This is a genomic window from Streptomyces sp. NPDC042336, from assembly GCF_055581985.1.
In genome coordinates, this window is sequence record NZ_JBVJEA010000037.1 from 1 (window position 1) to 14,398 (window position 14,398).

At 71.8% G+C, this 14,398-nt stretch carries 19 protein-coding genes and 1 tRNA gene; 16 read left to right on the top strand and 4 right to left on the bottom strand.

The features are described from left to right. The first annotated feature begins 417 nt into the window (after positions 1–417). The 5 genes from ACZ6IM_RS38665 (at position 418) to ACZ6IM_RS38685 (ending at position 2,881) form a co-directional block, all read left to right on the top strand. A complete protein-coding gene (locus ACZ6IM_RS38665; RefSeq protein ID WP_469563509.1) occupies positions 418–1,098 on the top strand; it encodes an HdeD family acid-resistance protein in 681 nt (226 codons plus the stop codon). Between the two features lie 81 nt (positions 1,099–1,179). Then, the gene (locus ACZ6IM_RS38670; RefSeq protein ID WP_469563512.1) at positions 1,180–1,482 is read left to right on the top strand and encodes a hypothetical protein; all 303 of its coding nucleotides are present in this window, start codon (positions 1,180–1,182) and stop codon (positions 1,480–1,482) included. A 69-nt stretch (positions 1,483–1,551) separates the two neighbouring features. Further along, entirely contained in the window at positions 1,552–1,752 is a 201-nt protein-coding gene (locus tag ACZ6IM_RS38675; RefSeq protein ID WP_469563515.1) for a hypothetical protein, read from the top strand. A gap of 81 nt (positions 1,753–1,833) precedes the next feature. Further along, positions 1,834–2,130 carry a type II toxin-antitoxin system VapB family antitoxin gene (locus tag ACZ6IM_RS38680; protein WP_003999914.1) on the top strand — a complete coding sequence of 99 codons (297 nt, stop codon included), beginning with the start codon at positions 1,834–1,836 and terminating at the stop codon, positions 2,128–2,130. Positions 2,131–2,266: 136 nt separating this feature from the next. Next, positions 2,267–2,881 (top strand): LytR C-terminal domain-containing protein, encoded by a 615-nt coding sequence (locus ACZ6IM_RS38685; RefSeq protein WP_052836891.1) that lies wholly within the window; start codon positions 2,267–2,269, stop codon positions 2,879–2,881. A 7-nt stretch (positions 2,882–2,888) separates the two neighbouring features. Here ACZ6IM_RS38685 and upp read toward each other — a convergent pair whose 3' ends face one another. Beyond that, a complete protein-coding gene (gene upp / locus ACZ6IM_RS38690) occupies positions 2,889–3,524 on the bottom strand; it encodes a uracil phosphoribosyltransferase (RefSeq protein WP_052836935.1) in 636 nt (211 codons plus the stop codon). A 106-nt stretch (positions 3,525–3,630) separates the two neighbouring features. Between upp and ACZ6IM_RS38695 the strand changes: the two genes are divergently transcribed. The 8 genes from ACZ6IM_RS38695 to ACZ6IM_RS38730 all read left to right on the top strand — a co-directional run bounded on the left by ACZ6IM_RS38695 (position 3,631) and on the right by ACZ6IM_RS38730 (position 8,271). Beyond that, complete coding sequence (locus ACZ6IM_RS38695) at positions 3,631–3,867, top strand: hypothetical protein (protein ID WP_052836890.1); 237 nt, start codon at positions 3,631–3,633, stop codon at positions 3,865–3,867. 343 nt (positions 3,868–4,210) lie between these two features. Continuing rightward, complete coding sequence (locus ACZ6IM_RS38700) at positions 4,211–4,753, top strand: tRNA adenosine deaminase-associated protein (RefSeq protein WP_052836889.1); 543 nt, start codon at positions 4,211–4,213, stop codon at positions 4,751–4,753. A gap of 68 nt (positions 4,754–4,821) precedes the next feature. Beyond that, the gene (tadA, locus tag ACZ6IM_RS38705) at positions 4,822–5,253 is read left to right on the top strand and encodes a tRNA adenosine(34) deaminase TadA (protein ID WP_052836934.1); all 432 of its coding nucleotides are present in this window, start codon (positions 4,822–4,824) and stop codon (positions 5,251–5,253) included. 75 nt (positions 5,254–5,328) lie between these two features. Then, positions 5,329–5,413, top strand: a tRNA-Ser gene (locus ACZ6IM_RS38710). 88 nt (positions 5,414–5,501) lie between these two features. After that, complete coding sequence (locus tag ACZ6IM_RS38715) at positions 5,502–5,678, top strand: hypothetical protein (RefSeq protein WP_052836888.1); 177 nt, start codon at positions 5,502–5,504, stop codon at positions 5,676–5,678. Next, positions 5,678–5,971 carry a Dabb family protein gene (locus ACZ6IM_RS38720; RefSeq protein ID WP_052836887.1) on the top strand — a complete coding sequence of 98 codons (294 nt, stop codon included), beginning with the start codon at positions 5,678–5,680 and terminating at the stop codon, positions 5,969–5,971. Before ACZ6IM_RS38715 ends, ACZ6IM_RS38720 begins: the two co-directional genes overlap by 1 nt. 203 nt (positions 5,972–6,174) lie before the next feature. Continuing rightward, positions 6,175–7,014, top strand: coding sequence for an RNA polymerase sigma factor SigF (locus ACZ6IM_RS38725; protein ID WP_114528682.1), 840 nt, complete (start codon positions 6,175–6,177; stop codon positions 7,012–7,014). Between the two features lie 291 nt (positions 7,015–7,305). Beyond that, the gene (locus tag ACZ6IM_RS38730; protein ID WP_052836885.1) at positions 7,306–8,271 is read left to right on the top strand and encodes an RNA polymerase sigma factor SigF; all 966 of its coding nucleotides are present in this window, start codon (positions 7,306–7,308) and stop codon (positions 8,269–8,271) included. Positions 8,272–8,418: 147 nt separating this feature from the next. Here ACZ6IM_RS38730 and ACZ6IM_RS38735 read toward each other — a convergent pair whose 3' ends face one another. Continuing rightward, the gene (locus ACZ6IM_RS38735; protein ID WP_052836884.1) at positions 8,419–8,616 is read right to left on the bottom strand and encodes a hypothetical protein; all 198 of its coding nucleotides are present in this window, start codon (positions 8,614–8,616) and stop codon (positions 8,419–8,421) included. 205 nt (positions 8,617–8,821) lie between these two features. Between ACZ6IM_RS38735 and ACZ6IM_RS38740 the strand changes: the two genes are divergently transcribed. The 3 genes from ACZ6IM_RS38740 to ACZ6IM_RS38750 all read left to right on the top strand — a co-directional run bounded on the left by ACZ6IM_RS38740 (position 8,822) and on the right by ACZ6IM_RS38750 (position 12,857). Beyond that, the gene (locus tag ACZ6IM_RS38740) at positions 8,822–9,322 is read left to right on the top strand and encodes a MarR family winged helix-turn-helix transcriptional regulator (protein WP_052836883.1); all 501 of its coding nucleotides are present in this window, start codon (positions 8,822–8,824) and stop codon (positions 9,320–9,322) included. A gap of 85 nt (positions 9,323–9,407) precedes the next feature. Continuing rightward, complete coding sequence (locus tag ACZ6IM_RS38745; RefSeq protein WP_469563523.1) at positions 9,408–11,927, top strand: MFS transporter; 2,520 nt, start codon at positions 9,408–9,410, stop codon at positions 11,925–11,927. A gap of 108 nt (positions 11,928–12,035) precedes the next feature. Further along, positions 12,036–12,857, top strand: a complete 822-nt coding sequence (locus tag ACZ6IM_RS38750; RefSeq protein ID WP_052836881.1) for a YceI family protein — start codon at positions 12,036–12,038, stop codon at positions 12,855–12,857. 18 nt (positions 12,858–12,875) lie between these two features. Here ACZ6IM_RS38750 and ACZ6IM_RS38755 read toward each other — a convergent pair whose 3' ends face one another. Both ACZ6IM_RS38755 and ACZ6IM_RS38760 read right to left on the bottom strand, forming a co-directional pair. Beyond that, complete coding sequence (locus tag ACZ6IM_RS38755) at positions 12,876–13,583, bottom strand: ANTAR domain-containing protein (protein ID WP_469563526.1); 708 nt, start codon at positions 13,581–13,583, stop codon at positions 12,876–12,878. An 18-nt stretch (positions 13,584–13,601) separates the two neighbouring features. After that, on the bottom strand, positions 13,602–14,351 hold the full coding sequence (locus ACZ6IM_RS38760; RefSeq protein WP_052836879.1) for a GAF and ANTAR domain-containing protein: 750 nt from the start codon (positions 14,349–14,351) through the stop codon (positions 13,602–13,604). Positions 14,352–14,398: the final 47 nt, after the last annotated feature.

The window sequence follows — 14,398 nt, forward strand, 5'->3', positions numbered from 1 at the left end:
ATCGGTCGGCCACAGATCTCCCCCGGCGTTGACGCGCCAACCGCTGCGGGCGGACACCCCCCGACACGGCCCCTTCTCGCCGTACGCGACTGCGGGCCGCCGACGCCCGCGCTGCCCCGGCCCGCCGTACGCGGCTCTCCCGCCGCGTCGCCACATCCTCCAGCTGCGGGCCGTCGTCCGTCGCCCTCGCTGCGGGCGGTCGCCATGCCGCGTAGCTGCGGGCAGTCGTGCCGCTGGGGCGATGGGGAGAGTGGGCGCAGCGGCACCCCGTAAGCGCCGGGCCGCGCTCCCCACCCCCGCCCGCGGCGGGTGCCGAGGGGACGCCGGATCACTGACCGCACCCGCTATGCCGGTCCGCATCAGCCCCGTGGCCCAACCCGGCTGGCACCCTCGCCGGGCCTGCTCCCAGCATGGGGCATGACCGAACCACCTAGCGGGTCCCCCGGCGGGACGCCGTACGACGACCGCGGGGTGCACGCCCGGCACGGGACCACGCACGGTCCGACCGACGGACGTCACGAGCCCGAGCCGGCCTTCGAGGGGCCACTGCACCTGCTGTCCCGCGCCGCCTGGCAGACCGTGCTGTTCACCGGTGTCGCCTCCCTGGTCCTGGGAGTCCTGGTGCTGGTCTGGCCGGGCGCCTCGCTGCTCGCCGCCGGCGTGCTCTTCGGCCTCTACCTCGTCATCAGCGGCATCCTCCAACTGGCCGCCGCCTTCGGCACGCACCGGCGGACCTCGCTGCGGGTGCTGGCCTTCATCAGCGGCGCGGTGTCGATCCTGCTGGGTCTGTTCTGCTTCCGCGGCCCCCTGCAGTCGGTGCTGCTGCTCGCGCTCTGGATCGGCATCGGCTGGCTGTTCCGCGGCGTCACGCAGATCGTGGCCGCCGCGCACGACCCGACGATGCCCGCCCGCGGCTGGCAGATCTTCCTCGGTGCCGTCACCGTCGTCGCCGGCATCGTCCTGATCGACTCGCCGGTCGAGTCGGCCACCGTCCTCATGCTGGTCGGCGGCTGGTGGCTGGTCGTCGTCGGCGTCGTCGAGATCGTCACCTCGGTGCGGCTGCGCGGGCGGGCGCGTCAGGTCCCGCACGCCCTGTGAGCGGCGCCCGCCCTACGCCGAGCGGGCGGTTCTCGTCGCCGGTGCGATGGACGGCGTACGCCGGGCGGGGACACGACTGAGGTGAGACCCGCCCCGCTCGCCGCCGCCCGTCTGCGGGCCCTGGTGCTGCTGCTCGCCCTGCTCGTGCCCTGCGCGCACGTGACGGTCCAGGCGGCGCCGGTGACGGTGGCGGGCAGCGTCGCGGGGGAGTACGACCATCTCGACTCCGCCCTGCGCTTCACGGCCCGCAGCGGCCGGCGCGAGGCGGTCGTGCGGCCGGTCCCGCCGTACGAAGGGACGCCTCCGCCCCCTCGATTCCACGCTCGTTCCGAACGGGCCGCCGTCCTTCCCGGCGGCCCGCGCTCCGTCGTCCTGCGCTGCTGACCGCGCCGGACCGGCCCGGCCGGTCCCCCGCCGACAGGGACGAACACGTGACAGGAACGAGGAATCGCCATGCCCAACGACCCCTACGCCGTCCTGCGCGCCCTCCTGCGCGCCGAGGCCGCCCGCCGTACGCCCAAGGCCCGGCTCCGCACCCCGGGAAGCCGAAGAACGGCGGCTCCCGGCGCGGGAACGGAGGCGTGGCTGACGGGAGCACCCGGGCGGCGGGGGCGGACATCACCCCGTCTCCGCCGTCGGCGCGGTGCCGATTGATCCGGTTTACGGCGTCTTTTCCGGCGCCGCACTCCGCCGCCATGGCTGCGCCCGCAACGTCCGGGCCGGTAGGCTTTCCGTGTGATCTTCAAGCGCATCGGAAACGGCCGGCCGTACCCCGACCACGGCCGGGAAAGCACCCGGCAGTGGGCGGACGTCGCACCGCGCCCGGTCCGCCTCGATCAGCTCGTGACGACCAAGGGCCAGCTCGACCTGGAGACGCTCCTGGCCGAGGACTCCACCTTCTACGGCGATCTCTTCGCGCACGTCGTGAAGTGGCAGGGCGATCTGTACCTGGAGGACGGTCTGCACCGGGCGGTGCGGGCCGCGCTCCAGCAGCGCCAGGTGCTGCACGCCCGGGTCCTCGAACTCGACTGACGGGCCCCGCCGGGGCTTTCGCTTGACCCTTTCGGGTTGCCTTGGGGCCAACCTCGGAACGTCGACTGATCATCTAATAGGCATCACCGCTCCGGCGCACTACGCTGCGCCCATGAGCATGCTGACTCCTCCCGGCATGGGTGGCCAGTACAAGATCACGGGGGACAGGTACCCGCGGATGCGCCCGGCCCGGCGACGTGGCCGGTTCGCGTTCGTCACCGTCGCCTGTGTCACCGTTCTCGGAGTGCTGGGCTGGGGCACGCTGCAGCTCATCGACGTCTTCACCGGCGGCGACAAGGCCTCCGCGGCCGGGGCCGCGGGCTGTGTCACCACCGCGAGGGCGAGCGCCTCGCCGGCCGCCGCGGTACTGCCGAAGCCCGGTCAGGTCACCGTCAACGTCCTCAACGCGACGACCCGCAGCGGCCTGGCGCAGAAGACCGCCGACGAGCTGAAGAAGCGCGGCTTCCGCGTGGGCGACGTGAGCAACGCGCCCAAGGAGTACGACAAGAAGGTCACCGGCACGGGGCTCCTGCTCGGGCCGGCCGCCTCTCTCAAGAGTTCGCTCACCGTGCTCGGCACGCAGCTGCCCGGCGCCGAGCACCGCGCCGACGCGGCCCGCAAGGGCGCCGCCGTCGACCTCATCATCGGCGACGGCTTCAAGGGGCTGGCGAAGCGTGCGGACGCCGACACGGCGCTGGCCGGGCTGACCGCGCCGCGGTCGGCGCCCGCCGCGGAGAAGAAGAGCTGCTGAGCGGGTCCTACTCGGCCGCTCCGTACATGCGGTCGCCCGCGTCGCCGAGGCCCGGGACGATGTAGCCCTGCTCGTTGAGGCGCTCGTCGACCGAGGCCGTCACGACCGTGACCGGGGTGCCGGCCAGCTCGCGCTCCATCAGTTCGACGCCCTCGGGGGCGGCGAGCAGCACCACGGCCGTCACGTCGTCGGCGCCGCGCTTGATCAGCTCCCTGATGGACGCCACGAGGGTGCCGCCGGTGGCCAGCATGGGGTCCAGGACGTACACCTGGCGCCCGGACAGGTCGTCCGGCATGCGCGTGGCGTACGTGGAGGCCTGGAGCGTCTCCTCGTTGCGCACCATGCCCAGGAAGCCCACCTCGGCGGTCGGCAGCAGCCGGACCATGCCGTCGAGCATGCCGAGACCGGCCCGCAGGATCGGCACCACCAGCGGGCGCGGGTAGGAGAGCTTGACGCCGGTGGTCTGCGAGACCGGCGTGCGGATGTCGACCTGTTCGGTGCGCACGTCGCGCGTGGCCTCGTAGGCGAGCAGGGTGACCAGCTCGTCGGCGAGACGGCGGAAGGTCGCGGAGTCGGTGCGCTGGTCGCGCAGCGTGGTGAGCTTGTGGGCGACCAGGGGGTGGTCGACGACGTGGAGACGCATGTCCACCACAGTAACCGGGCCCCCAGGCGGACGCTTCACTCGCTCGCTGGAGTCAAACCGCCCGGTCGGGGGAAGGTGGGAGGGACAGACACTGGGTGGTGAGACTGTGCCTGACCGGGACTTCCACAACACGCCGTCCCCCGGCGCGGACCGGGGTGCGGAGCGCGGGGCCGAGCCGAGTGCGGCGTCGGAGCGGGAGCGCGAGGCCGAACGGCGCCGGCGCCGGGCCCAGTTCCTGCGCGATCTGGCGGAGGCCCGGCAGCTGCGGGACCGCGTGCAGCCGCGTCGGGTCAAGACCGCCCGGCTGCGACACGCGATGCGCATGCGCACCTTCCGCTGGTAGTCCCTCCCCCCGGCGCCCCACTCCCGGGAGAACTCCCTGACCCGGCCGGGGAAGATCGCGCGCCGCGCCGACGTTGGTGGTGACTGACGTACGCGGGGACCGCGAGAATCCGCGTACGATCCGCACGTGGCGGCGACGAGAGCGCTGCTGGGCGGCTGCCCGGGTACAGACCTTCCGGGACGCCGGTCAAAACAGCCGGACACAGGGCGCCGAAGACGTCCCCTGAGTGCCTTGTTTCTGCCACGATTCCGAGTGGGTGGGGCTCGGAGCACCGCTCCCCCGCCCGTAGCCTCCGCCGGGGGGATCCCCAACCGGCACGCCTAGGACCAGTGGGAGAGTCACGGTGTACTTCGCCGCACTGCTCGCGCGCACCGAAGACGGGTGGGAAGCGAGCGACACAGAGCTCGACGATGTGGAAACCCTGTCGGATCTTGCCGACCTGGCCCGGGAGGCCTCACCCGACGAGGACACGGTGCTCGTGCTGATCGAGCAGGAGGACGCGTGGTTCGGAGTCGTCCGGGTGGACGGTGAGGAGGACCCCCGTATCTACGTCTCGGACGCCGCCGCGGCCGCCCGCAGCAGCTACGGCGAGATCCTGCTCACCGACGAACTGCTCGGCCGGGAACCGGGTGACGACGACGACCTCGACGACCTCGACCTCGACGGCACGGAGGACGGCGAGTCCGACGACGACGAGGACGGTGGCGACGGCGCCGTCGCGGCCACCGGTTCGGGCGAGGCCGTGCCGCACGGACCGGTCGGCGACGCCGAGGTGCTCGACGACCTCGGGGTGAGCGAGAAGGAACTGCGCTCGATGGCCGGGGACGCGGTCGGGGAGATCGCCGAGGCCCTGGGCGCCTCCGACGTCCTGGAGACCGTCCGCTGACCGCGCCGGCCGGGCAGTGGCCCGAGGAGGCTCCGCCCGATCCGGTGCGCGACCGGTGGCGGGCCGCGATGCGGCTCGCCCTCGTCGAGGCCGGACGGGCGGCGGGCAGCGGGGACGTACCCGTCGGCGCCGTCGTACTGGCGCCGGACGGCCGCACCGTGCTCTCCGCCGGGCACAACGAACGCGAGGCCACCGGGGACCCGACGGCGCACGCCGAGGTCCTCGCGATCCGGCGGGCCGCGGTGGCACTGGGCGAGTGGCGGCTGTCCGGCTGCACGCTCGTCGTCACCCTGGAGCCCTGCACGATGTGCGCCGGAGCGCTCGTGCAGTCCCGCGTGGACCGCGTGGTCTACGGCGCCCGCGACGACAAGGCGGGCGCGGCCGGGTCCCTGTGGGACGTCGTGCGCGACCGGCGTCTCAACCACCGTCCCGAGGTGATCGAGGGCGTGCTCGCGCCCGACTGCGCCCGGCTGCTCACCGACTTCTTCCGCGACCGCTGACCCGGTCCGGACTGCTGTTCGTCGGCCGCAATACCGATTTCTGAGCATGCCGCTCCGTGCTGTAAGGTCTGTCTCGGTAGCGTGTCCGAGCGGCCGAAGGAGCTCGCCTCGAAAGCGAGTGTGGCGCAAGTCACCGAGGGTTCAAATCCCTCCGCTACCGCTTTGCAAGGGCCCCGTCGAAAGACGGGGCCCTTCGTGCGATCATGAGCGGTCGAAGGCGTGGGTCGAAAGGGACAGGGGAGGCCGCGGTGGCGGTGAACTCGAAGAAGATCGCCGTCTATGTGCTCGTGGTCTTCGTGCTGTATGTGATCATCACTGATCCGGCCAAGGCAGCCGACTACGTGCAGATAGGTTTCCAGGGCATATCCGACGCGGCGGGCGCCGTGGGCGACTTCATGACCTGGGCCGCCAACGGAGGAGAGTGATGATCCGCCACCTCGTGCTGTTCAAGCTGAACGACGGCGTCGGGCGCGACGATCCGCGCGTCGTGGCGGGAGTCGAGGCCTTCCGGGCGCTCGGCGGCCAGATCGACGACCTCCGCTTCTGGGAGTGCGGCTGGAACACCAGCGACCGCCCCATCGCCTACGACTTCGCCATCAACTCGGCGGTGGACGACGCCGACGCGCTCGGGCGCTACCTCGAGCACCCGGCGCACCAGGCGGGCGTCGCGCTGTGGCGGGAGTTCGCCACCTGGGTGATCGCCGACTACGAGTTCTAGTACCACCGCGAGCCCGTGGGGCGCCCCGCCCCGCGCTCCGACCCCTGTCCGGCCCCGCACCAGCTCGGTGCGGGGCCGTTCCGCGTTCACTCAACACGACCTTATGCGGTGCTTGCACACAGTGGACATGTCTTGTGATGCTATGACCGCTTTTGACGGATGAGTTGACGGAAGAGTTGACAGATCACGAGGTGGAGTTGACCGTGCCGGCCAGTACTGCGCCTCAAGCACCGCCCGCGCCGCCCGCCCAGGCCCAGGAGGCTCCCGCGCCGCAGCGCAGCCGGGGGGCCGACACCCGGGCCCTGACCCAGGTGCTCTTCGGCGAGCTGAAGGACCTCACCCCGGGCACGCCGGAGCACGACCGGGTGCGTGCGGCGCTCATCGAGGCCAACCTCCCGCTGGTGCGCTACGCCGCCGCCCGGTTCCGCTCCCGCAACGAGCCGATGGAGGACGTCGTCCAGGTCGGCACCATCGGGCTGATCAACGCCATCGACCGCTTCGACCCGGAGCGGGGCGTGCAGTTCCCGACGTTCGCGATGCCCACGGTGGTCGGGGAGATCAAGCGGTACTTCCGCGACAACGTCCGCACGGTGCACGTGCCGCGGCGGCTGCACGAGCTGTGGGTGCAGGTCAACAGCGCCACCGAGGACCTGACCACCGCCTTCGGGCGCTCCCCGACGACGGCCGAGATCGCCGAGCGGCTGCGCATCACCGAGGAGGAGGTGCTGTCCTGCATCGAGGCGGGGCGGTCCTACCACGCCACCTCGCTGGAGGCCGCCCAGGAGGGCGACGGGCTGCCCGGGCTGCTCGACCGGCTCGGCTACGAGGACCCGGCACTGGACGGGGTCGAGCACCGGGACCTGGTGCGTCACCTGCTCGTCCAACTCCCCGAGCGCGAGCAGCGGATCCTGCTGCTGCGCTACTACAGCAACCTCACGCAATCCCAGATCAGTGCCGAACTCGGCGTCTCCCAGATGCACGTCTCACGGCTACTGGCGCGTAGTTTCCAGCGGTTGAGGTCCGCGAACCGGATCGACGCGTAAGCTCGGCCAAGACACCGGCGGAGTCGAAAGCGCGAGCGAGGTGTCACCGGCGAGAGCGAATCGCTCACCAGGGCCGTTGCGCACGGAATCGGGCTGAAAGCCCATCAGACCCCCTGTTTCCAGGGGGTATTCGCATCTCAGATGTCGACATATCACTACAGCGCGTTGCCGACATGTGACATTCTGCCGGAGACGCGTTTGCCGGAGCTTCGGCTCCGGTATTCAGGTGAAGGCTGCGTTCCCGGCATGGGAGCGTGCGCCGTGACCGTCCCGCGACCCAAAGGGGGTGGCATGTCCGCAGAACAGGGCAGCTCTGAGGTGCTGACGCTCGCGGAGAGCGAGACCGCGCCCGACTCGATCGAGGGGCTCGGCCCCGTCGAGCCCGTCGGCCCCATCGACTCCGTCGGCCCGGTCGGCTCCGTCGACGGCGCCCGGACCGGCGACGCCGTGCCGGACCTCGACGCCGTGCCGGCCCCGACCCTCCCGGCCACGGAGGCCATCGACACCCGCACCCTGTCCCGCTCCCTGTTCCTGCGGCTCGCCGCCCTCGACGAGGACAGCCCCGAGCGTGCCTACGTCCGGGACACCCTGATCGAGCTGAACCTCCCGCTGGTGCGCTACGCCGCCGCGCGCTTCCGCTCCCGCAACGAGCCGATGGAGGACATCGTCCAGGTCGGCACCATCGGCCTGATCAAGGCGATCGACCGCTTCGACTGCGAACGGGGCGTCGAGTTCCCGACGTTCGCGATGCCGACCGTCGTCGGCGAGATCAAGCGGTTCTTCCGCGACACCTCGTGGTCGGTGCGCGTCCCGCGCCGCCTCCAGGAGCTGCGCCTGGCCCTGACCAAGGCCAGCGACGAGCTGTCCCAGAAGCTGGACCGCTCCCCGACCGTGGGTGAGCTGGCCGCCGTCCTCGGCGTGTCCGAGGAGGACGTCGTCGACGGCCTCGCGGTCGGCAACGCCTACACGGCCTCCTCGCTGGACTCCCCGGCCCCGGAGGACGACGGCGGCGAGGGCTCGCTGGCGGACCGCCTGGGCTACGAGGACACCGCGCTGGAGGGCGTGGAGTACCGCGAGTCCCTCAAGCCGCTGCTGGCCAAGCTGCCGCCCCGGGAGCGGCGGATCATCATGTTGCGCTTCTTCGCCAACATGACCCAGTCGCAGATCGGCGAGGAGGTCGGCATCTCGCAGATGCACGTCTCCCGGCTGCTCACCCGGACCCTGTCGCAGCTGCGCGAGGGCCTCATCTCCGACTGAGTCCGGTCCCGGCGGAGCCCGGTCCAGGACGCTCGGCAGGACAGCGCGACGACCGCTGCGGCACCTCGGGGGTGCCGCAGCGGTCGTCTTCGTCTGCGCCGGTACCGGCCGAAGGGCCCGGCCCTCCGAAGGGGCCCGGTGCCTGTGCTAGCCGAGCGCCAGCCAGGCCACGGCCGCGACGACGATCACGGCGGCCACGATGCCGACGATCAGGCCGACGCGGGGCCCGGAGGAGGCGGCGGGTGCCGCCTGCCGGCTCTGCGGGGCGTCGTCGACGAACGCGCGGAACATCTGGGTGCTGCCTGCGGGGTCGTTATTGCCCTGGGGGCCCTGGGTGTTAGCCATGGGCCGAGACACTAGCGAATCCCCGGGTGCTGCCCAAGTGCGGGGCCGCCCAGTCCCCTTGGCCCGGTCCACCCCTTACCACCTGCGCATTTACTTTCGCAATACTTGCCTTTGCCAACTTTTTATGCCGCACCGACCGTTTTTGTTTGCCTGTAGCAACTAACTGATCCTATGGTTGCCCTAAGCAACGAATCGGGAGGTGCGCATGGCCGAGAAGGCGCAGTACGAGGAGCTGATCCGCCAGTTCAGCGCCTTCGGCGCCGTGAAGCGGGAGATGGGGCGGCTGCTGCCGTCCGACTGTCCCGGCGGGTCCGTCGCCGTACTGACACTGCTCGGCCGCGACGGGGACATGCGCATGAGCAAGCTCGCGGAGCTGCTCGCGGTCGACATGTCGGTGACCAGCCGCCACGTCGCCCACGGCGCCGAGCGGGGCTGGATCGAACGCCTTCCCGACCCCGCGGACAAGCGCTCGCGCATCCTGCGCCTGACGCCCGCCGGGCAGGACCAGCTCGACGAGATCGCCGAACGGACCACCCAACTGCTCTCGCATCGCCTGAGCGACTGGTCCGACGACGAGGTCCGCCAGCTCTCCCGGCTCATGGCCCGCCTCAGGGCCAGCTTCGACGACTGCCGGGTCCCCGCGGCCCGGCCTCCCGCACTGTCCGGGGACGAACAGTCCACCCGTACACCCGCGATCACCACGTAAGTAAAGGAAGTCCATGGCAACGACCACACCAGCCGGTGTGCGGGCTCATGCCAAGCACGGGGGAGGCTCCTCCGGAGACGCTCCGATGACGCACCGGCAGATCATGGAGGCATTGTCCGGGCTGCTGCTCGGCATGTTCTGCGCGATCCTGTCCTCGACCATTGTCACCAACGCCCTGCCCGAGATCATCGGTGATCTCGGCGGCGGCCAGAGCGCCTACACCTGGGTCGTCACGGCCTCGCTGCTGACGATGACCGCCTCCACCCCCCTGTGGGGCAAGCTCGCGGACCTGTTCAGCAAGAAGGCCCTGGTCCAGATAGCCCTGATCGTCTACGTCATCGGCTCCGTCGTGGCCGGTCTGTCGCAGAACCCCGCGATGCTGATCACCGCGCGGGCCATCCAGGGCCTGGGCGCCGGCGGTCTGTCCGCCCTGGCGCAGATCATCATGGCCGCGATGATCGCCCCGCGTGAGCGCGGGCGCTACTCCGGCTACCTCGGCGCCACCTTCGCCGTCGCCACCGTCGGCGGTCCGCTGCTCGGCGGTGTCATCACCGACACCAGCTGGCTCGGCTGGCGCTGGTGCCTGTACGTCGGCGTGCCCTTCGCGATCCTCGCGCTGATCGTGCTGCAGAAGACGCTGCACCTGCCGGTGCTCAAGCGGAAGGTCAAGGTCGACTGGGCCGGCGCCTTCTTCGTCACCGCGGCCGTCTGCCTGCTGCTCGTCTGGGTCACCTTCGCCGACGACAAGTACTCCTGGATGTCGTGGCAGACCGGTGCCATGGTCGGCGGCGCCGTCGTGCTGACGCTGCTCTTCCTCCTCGTCGAGTCGAAGGCCAGCGAGCCGATCATCCCGCTGCGCCTGTTCAAGAACCGCACCATCACCCTGGCCTCGCTGGCCTCGCTGTTCGTCGGTATCGCGATGTTCGCGGGCACCGTGTACTTCAGCCAGTACTTCCAGCTGGCCCGGGACAAGTCCCCGACCATGTCGGGCGTCATGACCATCCCGATGATCGGCGGTCTGTTCGTCTCGTCCACGGTCTCCGGTCAGATCATCACCAAGACCGGCAAGTGGAAGGGCTGGCTGCTGGCCGGCGGTGTGCTGCTGACGGCGGGCCTCGGCCTGCTCGGCACCATGCGCTACGACACCCCCTACTGGCACATCGGCATCTTCATGGCGCTGATGGGCCTCGGCGTCGGCATGATGATGCAGAACCTGGTGCTCTGCACGCAGAACCAGGTGGCTCCGAGCGACCTGGGCGCCGCGTCCTCCACGGTCACCTTCTTCCGGTCCCTCGGTGGCGCGGTGGGCGTCTCGGTGCTCGGCTCCGTGATGTCGACCCGGATCAGCCACTACGCCTCGGACACCATCGGCTCGCTCAGCCCGCAGGAGCAGGCGGCGGCGGCCAAGGCGTCCGGCGGCGGCTCGATCCCCGACATGGACCTGCTGCCCCCCGGCATCCGTGAATGGCTGGAGAGCGCCTACGGGCACGGCATCGCCGACATCTTCCTGATCGTCGCCCCGATCGCCCTGCTCGCCTTCCTGGTGACGCTGTTCATCAAGGAGGTCCCGCTGCGGACCAAGGGCGCCCTGGCCCAGGCCGCGGACTCCACGGCCGAGGCCGCGCCGCCGGTGACGGGCACCCCCGCGGAGGCCGTCCGCGTCGCCGACGAGCCGGTCCCGGCCGGTGCGCTGGCTGCCGTGGCGGCCACGCCGTCCGGTGCTCAGGCCGCCTCGGCGGTCTCGGACACCTCGGCCGCCCCGGGCGCCGAGCCGGCCGCCACACAGCGGCTCGCCGCCGTCGCCACGACGGCCGGCTCCGGTGAACCTCAGGCGCCCGTCTCCGGCGGCATCGCGGTCCGCGGCTTCGTCCGCGGCGCCGAGTCCGCCCCGGTCCCGCAGGCCGCGGTCACGCTGATCTCGCTGGCCGGCCGCCAGCTCGGCCGGTCCGTCGCCCAGGCCGACGGCTCCTATGCCGTCGACGCGCCGAGCGCCGGGTCGTACGTGCTGATCGCCTCCGCCGACGGCTTCCAGCCGCAGGCGTCGACGATCGTCGTCAACGACGAGCCGGTCGCCTACGACATCCTGCTCAGCGGCACCAGCGGGCTCACCGGCCTGGTCCGGGCCATGGAGAGCGGGACGCCGGTCAAGGACGCCATGGTGATCGTCACCGATGTGCGCGGCGACCTGCTGGCCAGCGCCGCCACCGGTGAGCAGGGCGAGTTCGCCTTCACCGAGCTGGTGCCGGGCACGGTGACCGTCGCGGTCAACGCCGCCGGCTACCGCCCCCGCGCCCTGCCGCTGGAGGTCGGCGGCACCGGCGTCACCCGCGTCGAGGTCGACCTCCAGGCCGGGGCCCAGGTCCAGGGCGTCGTGCGGGCCCCGCACGGTCCGCTGGCCGACGCCCGGGTGACCCTGGTGGACGCGGCGGGCAACGTGATCGACACGGCCACCACCGGGACGGACGGGGCATACGCCTTCACCGACCTGGACGCCGGCGAGTACACCGTCATCGCGACCGGCTACCCGCCGGTGGCCACCGCCCTGACGGTCGCCGGACCCGGTGCCGACGGTCACGACATCGAGCTCGCCCACCCCGGCGAGTAGCAGAACCCCGGCCCGTGGTGGCGTGCGCGCTCTGAGCGGAGGTGCGCCCGCCCCCACGGGCCGGTTTCTTTACGACCACTTTCTGAGCCTTTGCAGGGAGAAAACGGGATGGGACTGACCGCGAGGATCCGAACGCGGGACGGATGGGCCGTGTCGCACGCGGTCGTCACGGTGACCGACATGACCGGCACGCAGGTACTGCGCGCCGAGGCGGACACCGAGGGGGCCGTGCGGGACACCACCGCGCTGACGCCGGGGGCGTACACCGTGATCGTCACCGCGGTCGGCTACGCGCCGGCCGCCTCCAGCGCGATCGTCACCGCCAGCGGCCGGGCCGAGGTGGGCACGGTGACCCTGGCCCGCCAAGGCGGCACCGAGCTGCCGCCGCCGGGACCGTGGACGGTGGACCCGGCGCACTCCGGTGTCGCCGCCGTCGCCCAGCACCTGGGCATCTCCAGCGTGCGCGGCCGTTTCACCGACTTCGCCGCCACCGTCGAGATCGCGCCGGACGACGTCACCAAGTCCCGGGTGGAGGCGGTGATCCAGGCGGCCTCGATCGACACGGGCAACGGCATGCGCGACACCCACCTGCGCTCGGCGGACTTCCTGGACGTGGAGCGGTTCCCGGAGATCACCTACCGCTCCACGGGCGTGAGCGAGGCCGGGCCCGACCGCTGGACCGTCCACGGCGAGCTGGGCCTGCACGGGGTGGTCCGCGAGGTCGACCTGGACCTGGCCTACCTCGGCACCGGCGCCGACCCCTGGGGCGGCACCCGGGCCGCCTTCCGCGCGACGACGGAGCTGCACCGCGAGGACTTCGCCATGAACTACAACCAGGTCGTCCAGGCCGGCATCGCCGCGATCGGCACGACGCTCAGGGTCGAGCTGGACATCCAGGCGGTCCAGGGGGAGTCACTGCCCGCGGCGTGAGGCCACCGCCCGCGGTGTTCACGTCCCGCGGTGCGAGGCGCCGCCGGACGCCCGGGCCACCACCTGGGCGCACAGGTCCCGGAGCTTGACGTTCCGCTCCTGTGAGGCCCGGCGCAGCCGCTCCAGGGCCCGGTGGGCGTCGATGCGCTCCCGGGCCATGAGCATGCCGACCGCCTGGTCTATGACGCTGCGGGAGAGCAGGGCGGTGCGCACGTCGGCCGCCGAGGCATGCTGGCGTTCGATGCGCAGGGCCTCGTTCACGGCGTCCGCGGCCCGCTCCGCGAAGGTGCGGGCCGCGTCCAGTCCCTGGGCCAGGGAGTCGGGCTCGATGCCGTAGAGGTTGAGCGCGGCACCCGTCTCGCCCTCGACGGCCAGCGGCAGCGCCAGCACACAGCGCACGCCCGTGCCCAGCGCGTACTCCGTGTAGGCGGGCCAGCGGTCCTCGGTCGCCAGGTCCGGGGAGTACTGCGCGCTCCCCGTCTCGGCGGCGTCCACGCAGGGACCCGAACCGTCCTCGTACTGGCGCAGGTCCAGGCCGCTGGGCAGGCCGGTGCTGCCCGCCAGCGTCATCAGCCGGTCGGCGCGGCGCACCGTGACCGAGCAGGCGTCGGCACCGGGCACCTGGTGGACCGCCCGGTCGGTCAGGTCGCGCAGCAGGGTGTCGAGGCCCTGGATGCGCGCCATGGCGTGATCAAGCGTCTCCGTGTTCGTGGTCGGCGGGGTCATGACCGTACGGATGTCCCGTCACCGCTCGGTCACGCCTCTGCCGCCCGTACCGGAGTGGGCGTCGACGATGCGGCGGGCCAGGTCGCGCAGCTTCACGTTCTCCCGCTGGGAGGCCTTGACCAGGGACTCGAAGGCACCGGCCGCGTCGATGTCCAGCCGCTCCATCAGGATTCCGGTGGCCTGGCCGATGAGGTCCCGGGTGCGCATCGCCTCGGTGAGCTGCTCGCGCACGGTCGCCGAGTCCAGGGCGAGGGAGACATGCGCGGTGAACAGCCGCCCGATGCGGGTGGCGTCCTCGTCGAAGGCCTGGGGCTTGCGGGCGTAGGCGGTCAGCACGGTCACCCGGCGCCGGTCGGCGCGCAGCCGCAGGGACAGCGCCGAGCGCAGGCCGAGCCCGGACAGGACGTTGCCGCCGCCGTCGGCCTCGCTGTCGTCCGTGCGCACCACGGGCGTGGTCCACAGGCGCTCCCAGTCCGGGTGCGGGGTGTGGCCGCCTTGCCGGGGCTCGGTGGCGAAGCGCACGGTCTCGTCGGACCAGGCCAGCGAGCGCAGCCGGCCGCCGCGCTGGATCTCCGAGATGCCCGCGTGCTCGGCGTCGGGCAGCAGGCGTACCGCGAGTGCGACGGCGGTGTTCATGGTGTCGTCGGGGGTGCCCGTCCCGTGCAGGTCCCGAGCCGCCGCGGTCAGAGCCTCGGCCAACTCGAAGCCCACCGGAAAACGCGGCAAATCAGTAAATTCGGACGAAGCCACCACGAACCTCTTCGGCAAGCGCGGCCTCACGGCCGTGCGCAGGAGAGCTCCGCAGCACATTCCCG

What these genes read in the sequence shown, in the direction of transcription:
- ACZ6IM_RS38675 (WP_469563515.1), top strand. Translation starts at nt 1,552, where the DNA reads ATGCCCAACGACCCCTACGCCGTCCTGCGCGCCCTCCTGCGCGCCGAG.
- tadA (WP_052836934.1), top strand. Translation starts at nt 4,822, where the DNA reads ATGCGGCTCGCCCTCGTCGAGGCCGGACGGGCGGCGGGCAGCGGGGAC.
- ACZ6IM_RS38745 (WP_469563523.1), top strand. Translation starts at nt 9,408, where the DNA reads ATGACGCACCGGCAGATCATGGAGGCATTGTCCGGGCTGCTGCTCGGC.
- ACZ6IM_RS38740 (WP_052836883.1), top strand. Translation starts at nt 8,822, where the DNA reads ATGGCCGAGAAGGCGCAGTACGAGGAGCTGATCCGCCAGTTCAGCGCC.
- ACZ6IM_RS38750 (WP_052836881.1), top strand. Translation starts at nt 12,036, where the DNA reads ATGGGACTGACCGCGAGGATCCGAACGCGGGACGGATGGGCCGTGTCG.
- upp (WP_052836935.1), bottom strand. Translation starts at nt 3,524, where the DNA reads ATGCGTCTCCACGTCGTCGACCACCCCCTGGTCGCCCACAAGCTCACC.
- ACZ6IM_RS38685 (WP_052836891.1), top strand. Translation starts at nt 2,267, where the DNA reads ATGGGTGGCCAGTACAAGATCACGGGGGACAGGTACCCGCGGATGCGC.
- ACZ6IM_RS38755 (WP_469563526.1), bottom strand. Translation starts at nt 13,583, where the DNA reads ATGACCCCGCCGACCACGAACACGGAGACGCTTGATCACGCCATGGCG.
- ACZ6IM_RS38730 (WP_052836885.1), top strand. Translation starts at nt 7,306, where the DNA reads ATGTCCGCAGAACAGGGCAGCTCTGAGGTGCTGACGCTCGCGGAGAGC.
- ACZ6IM_RS38735 (WP_052836884.1), bottom strand. Translation starts at nt 8,616, where the DNA reads ATGGCTAACACCCAGGGCCCCCAGGGCAATAACGACCCCGCAGGCAGC.
- ACZ6IM_RS38720 (WP_052836887.1), top strand. Translation starts at nt 5,678, where the DNA reads ATGATCCGCCACCTCGTGCTGTTCAAGCTGAACGACGGCGTCGGGCGC.
- ACZ6IM_RS38665 (WP_469563509.1), top strand. Translation starts at nt 418, where the DNA reads ATGACCGAACCACCTAGCGGGTCCCCCGGCGGGACGCCGTACGACGAC.